This window comes from Gilliamella sp. B14384G12 (assembly GCF_016101825.1).
In the GTDB taxonomy this organism is placed as follows: domain Bacteria; phylum Pseudomonadota; class Gammaproteobacteria; order Enterobacterales; family Orbaceae; genus Gilliamella; species Gilliamella apicola_N.
Genome location: NZ_JACFPU010000021.1, coordinates 1 through 7,721, shown reverse-complemented (window position 1 = coordinate 7,721; position 7,721 = coordinate 1). Strand labels below are relative to the sequence as shown.

Below are 7,721 nucleotides of genomic sequence, written 5' to 3'. Positions count from 1 at the left end.
AAAAACAGTAAATTTTGTAAAAAATATTCAGGAGTCTATACCGTTTGCCGATTGTGTTTTGCTGTAATTTATTTTTAATTCTTATTGTTAACCACTGACTTCTCATGAGTAATTTACAGTTTGATGATCTTGGTAAATAACTCAAATCCATATCAATACGATCTATTATAAATTGTATTTATTATCAACATTAATTTCAGAGCATTTATAAATCAGCGTGCAAGTATAATTAACTGATTAATTGATATATTTTAATATGACCATCTAAAAAATAAAAAGCCGAATTAATTACTCAGTTTAATCATTATCTACAATAAATAAAAATTAATAAAAGTTAATAAAAGTTAATAAAAAAATAATTGACTCGTTTAAAAAAAATACTTAATTTATATCACTCAGATTATCGTTAATAAATATCTGTGTTTTTGAAAAAGATCAATTTTGCTGTTACAAATTAAGGATTGAAGTATGAGCATAATGGAGCAGCTCGGCGATAGCTTAACTTCGCTTTCTGGGCACTTATCACACAATAACTATTCGTTGTCAGTTGATGGATCCGACGCATTATCAAACATTTCTGTTGTATCAATTAAAGGTCAAGAGCGGTTAAATGAACCTTGGCAATATCAGATAGATTTCACCAGCGAAGATAAGCAAATTTCAATTGCATCCATGCTCAGCCAAGCCGCCTCCTTGACTTTTCACCCTAACCAATCACCGCTACAAGTGACACAAATTAGCTCATTTGATCATGTAGCCAAAACAAGAAAGCTTTACGGGATAATCACAGAATTTAGTTTAGTCTCAATCAGCGAAGATGAAGCACGTTATCGGGTGAAACTGGAACCTAGAATGGCATTACTTGCAAATCACCACCAAAGTGCCATTTTTCAGAATAAGAGTGTCATCGATGTGGTCGATGAAGTGTTGCGAAATCACAATTTTATCGGTATTGATTTTCGTTTTGAGTTAAAAGAAAGCTATCCTGTACGAGAATTTATTACGCAATGGCAAGAGAGTGATTTAAATTTTATACAGCGTTTGTTGGCAGATGTGGGTCTCTACTTTTACTTTGAAACGCATCCGGAGCACCATTGTGATGTGATAGTGATAAGTGATTATGAAAAAGGGTATGCTGATGGTGGTAAAGTGACCATAAAGCAACCGAGCGGCCTCAATGACTGTCTTCGCTACAGTGTCTGGGATTTACAATTCAGCAGTAAAACTAAACCAAGTCAGGTCAGTGTTAACGATTATAACTATCGGATGTCCGACAGCAATCTTTACAGCAGTGACAACAGTCAGCCCAAAGATATGACAATGCGAGGCGAAGACTATCGGTATGAAGAGCACCACAAAACCCAAGGTGATATACAGACAGTCGAAAGCGGCAATTGGTACGCGCGTATTCGGCATCAACATTATGTAAGCGAACAATTTATTCTAACGGGACAATGTAATGCTTATGAGCTTATACCAGGACAGTTAGTGATTATAGAGGGTTGCCCGATAGCTGAGATAAAAGACGGTGTGGTGATTGTTGCAACCGAATGTTATGGTGACCGAACCGAATCTTACCAAACCCGCTTTACTGCTATCCCTTATGATGCTCTTAAGCCGTATCGACCGGCACCCTTACCTTGGCCACAAGTGAGTGGCACTTTACCCGCCCGAGTGACCAGTAAAGATGATGATACGTACGGTTATATTGATACGCAGGGTCGTTACCGAATTAAATTCAATTTTGATTTAAAAAATTGGCAAAAAGGTGAGGAAAGTTTATGGGTCAGACTGGCAAAACCATATGCCGGCGATACGTATGGTTTTCACTTCCCTTTGATAGATTCAACAGAAGTTGCAATTGCGTTCACCAATGGTAATCCAGACCGCCCGTATATAGCTCATGCCATGCACGACAGCAGTCATCCAGACCATGTTACGACAATCAATAAACACCGTAATGTGATACGCACGCCAGCGAATAATAAATTGCGAATGGACGATAAACGTGGTCAGGAGCATATTAAACTGGCAACAGAATATGGCAAAACCCAACTCAATTTGGGGCATTTGGTGGATAGTGAAAAAACGAAACGAGGAGAAGGTTTCGAACTGCGTACCGATGAGTGGGGCGCAGTGCGTGCTGCTAAAGGTATTTTTATTACTGCCGACAAACAGTATCAAGCACAAGATTTACAACTTAATATGCAAGAGGCCAAAGAGCAGCTTGATAAAACATTAGATTTAGTCTCTGCCTTACAAGATGCTGTTAAACATGCTGAGGCTGAATTAGCCGATTTAGAAACACAAAAAAAATTGATAATCGAATCCATTGAAGAATTTAAACAACCCTCTATTTTGATGTCTTCACCAAAAGGGATCGCCCAAGTTACACCTGAAAGTGTGCAGATAGCTGCAGGTGAAAATATCATGTTGGCAAGTCATCAACATACTGATGTCAGTGTTTTAAGAAAATTTACCGTTGCAGCGGGTGAAATGATCAGTTTATTTGCTCAAAAAATGGGAATTAAACTTATCGCTTCACATGGCAAAGTTGATATACAAGCACAACATGATGAAATGTCATTACTGGCGGAAAAAGATTTGTCAATAAGCAGTCAAAAAGGTCGTACTGTTATTTCAGCTCAAAAAGAACTTATTTTAACGTGTGGTGGTGCTTATATACGACTTGCTGATGGCTCAATAGATATTGCTGCACCAGATAATGTCATTTGCCATTCAGCAACATGGCAAAAAACTGGTCCGGATAGTTTAAGCCAAATGTTAAATGAACGCCAAAATACAAATTATCATTTTAACTCACAATTATTATGGAAAAATGACAATACACCAGTAAAAAATCAGCGAGTTAAAATTATTCGTGCCGATGGAAGTGAAATTGATGCTATGACGGATGAAAATGGCAAATTACCAAAACAGTTTGCCGATTTTATTGAACCAATAACAATCGTTCTTGCACCCCAAAAAGACAGTTAACAATTGAATCAAACGGGATGATTTAACTCATCGCAATAATAGGAATAGATAAGGATATATGTTATGGGATGGAATATTCCTCAACCATTAACACACAGACAGATAAAAAAAACACCCTATTTATTATGGGGTATAGGGCTGGTGTTGTTGGTCTTACTCAGTTTTGTACTAATGCTTCTGCTTTTTGAAGATACTGATGACTCATTGGTGTGGTTCTGTTCCATCATTATACCAATAATACTCTGGTCTATTCCATTTACGATTAATCTGTCAATGCGTTATTCAGATGCCGTTTATAATGAGGAAATAACAGCGATTAACAAGCAAACTACCGAACAATGGCAAGCTTGGAGCAAGCAGCAATTACCGATTTTTGCCAGTCACGTCATCTGTGCCGAGCAAGATGGCGTTAAGGTACTAACAGGTGATGTCAACAAAATTCCGCTTTATCCAGCAAAAGCGCGCCCGCTATTTAATGCTATCAAATCAACTCAACCTTATTGGTTTTTAGATGAAGTTATGCAGAGTTTAGAGCAGCAAAGTCCCAACTATCGTCGGTACTTAACACACATTTATCTTCCTCAAAAATTAATGAAAGATGACGAATTACAAAATGCAATTTTTGAACGATGGGATTTATATCCTGAGCCTATAATGGATTATAACGCATGGATAACCGAATTGTATCAACATTCAGATGATATCGAATTGTCATTAATCTTAACCTGTCAATATACCTCTTCGATGTATTCTAAGCACAGTCAATTTATTAGTGCATTATTGCTTGGTGATGAATCACTGATTTTAACTAAAAAATTAACGGCCAAATCGTGGTTAGGCAGATTATTGATATCGGAACAAGATTTATCAGCTGATCTAGAACAATTATTGACGTTAACTCAGCTTCCATCGGCCAATATAAAAGATATATGGATATCAGGGTTAGACAAAAAGAACCGTATTGCACTTGCGATAACAACCGAACAGCTTGCCATAGGTAATGGTAATGAGCAACTGCTCCATGATATTGATTTAACTTTTGCAAAGCCAAGCGATTTAACTCACTATTTTACTTTAGGACTCGCAAATGGTTGTATTGCTCATCATGGGGGAGAGCAATTGGCGATTGTCGAATATGCGCAGCATATTTATTTGCAATTAATTACTTCTCAAAAAATGACATCATAAATAAAAGAATAAGGATATAAAATGGACAATAATTGCCAAAGTGAGATATTTAATACGAGACCACGTTCAAATGAGGATGTGGTACAAATGCATATTGAAAAAGAGCGTAAAGTGATACCAATTATTTTACTGCCTGGCGTGATGGGAAGTAATTTAAAGTTAAAATCTGTAAACGGTGATAACAATTCGCGCAAAGTTTGGCGTATAGATACTCCGCTTAATATGACCAAATGGTTATTACCCATATTAGGTAATGCAAAGAGAAGGAAGTGCTTATTAGATCCTAAGAAAACAGAAGTAGATGATCGAGGTAGAGTAATTGAGGCCGCTTCTAAAGAAATTTCATCTTTACAATTTACGTATAATCAAAGATCTAATGATGAGGAAAGCAGCATAGATTTAGACGAAGAAGGTAAAAAAGCAGATGAAAATCATCCAGAAAATAAACTTTTTGGTACGCGTCGGGAAAGGGGATGGGGAACCGTCGGTTACTTCAGTTATGGCGTATTTTTAGATACTTTTCAATCTTGGTTATATCAACCTACAGGAGAATTATCACTTAAGTTGCAAAGTTTAACAGAGGCTCACTCATTTAAGTTAGCCTCCACAGAAAAAACCACGCTTAAATTTGATGGCGACGATATTAAAAAACTTGAGAATTATGATTTTCCGCTTTATGCGATGGGTTATAACTGGCTAGAATCTAATGAAAAAAGTGCCAGACGGTTACAAAAATTAGTTGAAGAAACTATCCCTGCTTTCTACAAAAAAAAGGGTAGAGTTTGTGATAAAGTAATTTTAATGACCCACTCTATGGGGGGATTAGTGGCGCGTTATTATACGGAAGCTTTGGGGGGGCGTGAAAAAGTATACGGTGTGATTAATGCCGTTCAACCCTCTATTGGAGCAGCAGCGGCGTATACCCGAATGAAATGTGGTAATCAAAAGAATTTTTTTATAGATAATGTGTTAGGCAAGGATGGAGCCGAAATGACAGCAGTTTTGGCTCAAGCTCCAGGTCCATTACAGTTATTACCTGGCATTGAATATGGTAAAAAATGGCTGACTATTTCCCCTCCGCTTGGTGGTGGTGATAAGGAACAATATCCTAAAACAGATCCTTATAAAGAGATCTATTTAAATAAAGAAAAATGGTGGTGTGTTTGTGAACCGCATTTAATTAATCCATTTAATAAAAAACATAATAAAGAAATAATGGAATCTGACTGGAAACAATATGAAAATATTATAAATAATGATGTAAAAAAGTTTCATGAAAAAATTAGTGGGAAATATCATCCTAATACTTACGCATTTTATGGGGTGGATGTTGATGCAGTGGATGCGGAGAAAAGAAATGAAAAAAAAGAAGAGAAAGATAGAGAACCAATAATAATAGCAGAAGAATTTTTAACCTATGATGAAGTGAATTGGAATGGAGAATATAAGAAAATAGATTTTGAATCAGGAATTAAACGACCATCTGATCAATATATTGGTGATAAAAATAGATTGAATTTGCGAGAAAAAAGAGCAAAACGAACTATTGCTATAGAGACTAAAAAACGCGAAAAAGGTGAATCTGAAGCAGAAAGCAATCAACAAGGTAATATTGATTTTCAAGTAACGTATAATGCTGAATGTTACACATTAGAACCTGCAAAAGGCAATGGTGACGGTACGGTTTCACGACGCTCTGGCGAAATAGATCCTACAAAAGGCAATGGTGACGGTATGGTTCCACAATGCTCTGGCGAAATTCCAAAAAAAACAAAAGAATCCCTACGTGCACTAACTTATCTTGCTGTTGGGCATGAATCAGCGTATAAAAAAAGTGAGGAAGCGCGAGATTTTGCTCTACGGGCAATAGTCGATATTATAGTGAAGATTGTCACGGTTGAAGAAAATGGGCAACAGGTTAAAACTTGATAAAAAGTATTATTTTTTAATCACAGCGTTATTAATCATTTTATTTTTTACTCATCGTTATTTTAATAAGGATATAATTATGGTCACCTTATCAACTGAGCAACAGCAACAAGTCGATCAATTGCTAAAAAATACTGCAACACGATGTTTAGGAGTTTATTTAATTGATTTACCAAAACAATTTACAGTATTCCCAACCACTGAGTTTTATTATGATCAAATTCATAAAGTTACTATTAAAACTCAACGACAGTATCTTCCACCTTTTAAACAGATGATAGCTCGTCGAGAGCAAGAATTGAAAAATACCCAACCTATTGATCCCATTGATGGTAATTTTTTAAAGGCAATTCATCCATTACCGAATACAGATACGGATAAAATACAAGGTATTATATTTGAACGGATGCAAAGTGAAGGTGTTCCTGATGTTGCCCGTGTTTTAGAAGGTTACCGTTGGCAAGATGAGGTAACCTTAAAAATTGAAATGAATGCAAATAATGGTTCAGATAGTCGTTACGATCAAGATAGAAATACAAACCCAGATATCTATAACAACGATGTACCTGAGAAACTAGCACAAATGTACAAATTATTCGATCATATTCAAGTACGCGATGATTTTACCATCCCAAGTGAACCGGGATTTTGTTTCACTAATGGATTTATGCGTAATGGGGTCGAAGAATATAAAGACATAAGTTTTACATATCGATATGAGGGGAAAGAGGATTTTTATATTAGTTTACAGTCTTCTGATTTTTCAGAAGACCTGTCACTATTGGAAAGTCCTGAAGAATATGATCCGGACGGAGAAGGATATACGGTTTATAAAGGTACGCGTGAAAGCAATCATTTAGTTATGGAAGAATGGATAAGGAAAGGTGATTTTTTTTACAATAATGATTATAGTTGGAGAAATGATGAAGGGTACATTTTTAAACTTGGCATCAATCTGTTTAATGCAAGTTATAAAAAGCCCCAATTGTGGGTCCAAATGAATTATATAATACCCAAGAATGATAACGTACCAACCTATAGTGAAGAGCAGTTAATGAGTATATGGCGTGAAATAACTAATAGTATCAGAATAAGGGAAAGTTCTTTCGCAAATGAATAAAAAGTACTGGATGATTGCTGTTTGGATTTTTTGAAATGCTATTATATAAAATTGCTAAAAATTTAATAATAAAATGGGCGAATTAAGCATGTTATTTACTTAATAGTGACGTTTAATATTCAATTAGTAGCAACAAAATTACATATAAAAGCAGATATAATTTTTAAATTATTCCTAAGTTAATAGATATCTGGTTATTTTATTTATCTAAAGGAATACGATAAAAAAGCATTCAAAAATAGAAAATTGTTTTAATTGCAATTATTGTGTTATTTAGAACGATCATTCAGCTTTTAAGGAAATAAAACAGACAAAAAGAAAATATTTAAATTCTGTATAAACATAAATAAATGTTTTTTTAAATCAAGTGATAGATTAAATATTTTCTTTTGACTCTAGAGAATTTTTGAGTATAAAAACAGTAAATTTTGTAAAAAATATTCAGGAGTCTATACCGTTTGCCGATTGTGTTTTGCTGTAATTTATT

4 protein-coding genes are annotated in these 7,721 nt (G+C 35.1%); all 4 read left to right on the top strand.

Annotation, left to right across the window (positions count from 1 at the left end; translation table 11 throughout):
* The first annotated feature begins 468 nt into the window (after positions 1–468).
* Positions 469–2,997 carry a type VI secretion system Vgr family protein gene (locus H3S73_RS13365; RefSeq protein ID WP_198236953.1) on the top strand — a complete coding sequence of 843 codons (2,529 nt, stop codon included), beginning with the start codon at positions 469–471 and terminating at the stop codon, positions 2,995–2,997.
* Positions 2,998–3,060: 63 nt separating this feature from the next.
* Positions 3,061–4,185, top strand: a complete 1,125-nt coding sequence (locus tag H3S73_RS13360; RefSeq protein WP_198236954.1) for a hypothetical protein — start codon at positions 3,061–3,063, stop codon at positions 4,183–4,185.
* 21 nt (positions 4,186–4,206) lie between these two features.
* On the top strand, positions 4,207–6,114 hold the full coding sequence (locus tag H3S73_RS13355) for a triacylglycerol lipase (protein WP_198236955.1): 1,908 nt from the start codon (positions 4,207–4,209) through the stop codon (positions 6,112–6,114).
* Positions 6,092–7,234, top strand: a complete 1,143-nt coding sequence (locus H3S73_RS13350; protein WP_198236956.1) for a T6SS immunity protein Tli4 family protein — start codon at positions 6,092–6,094, stop codon at positions 7,232–7,234. The genes H3S73_RS13355 and H3S73_RS13350 overlap by 23 nt, the downstream gene beginning before the upstream one ends.
* Positions 7,235–7,721 lie beyond the last annotated feature (487 nt).

Coding starts and splice junctions, on each gene's coding strand:
- H3S73_RS13365 (WP_198236953.1), top strand. CDS start 469: ATGAGCATAATGGAGCAGCTCGGCGATAGCTTAACTTCGCTTTCTGGG.
- H3S73_RS13360 (WP_198236954.1), top strand. CDS start 3,061: ATGGGATGGAATATTCCTCAACCATTAACACACAGACAGATAAAAAAA.
- H3S73_RS13355 (WP_198236955.1), top strand. CDS start 4,207: ATGGACAATAATTGCCAAAGTGAGATATTTAATACGAGACCACGTTCA.
- H3S73_RS13350 (WP_198236956.1), top strand. CDS start 6,092: ATGGGCAACAGGTTAAAACTTGATAAAAAGTATTATTTTTTAATCACA.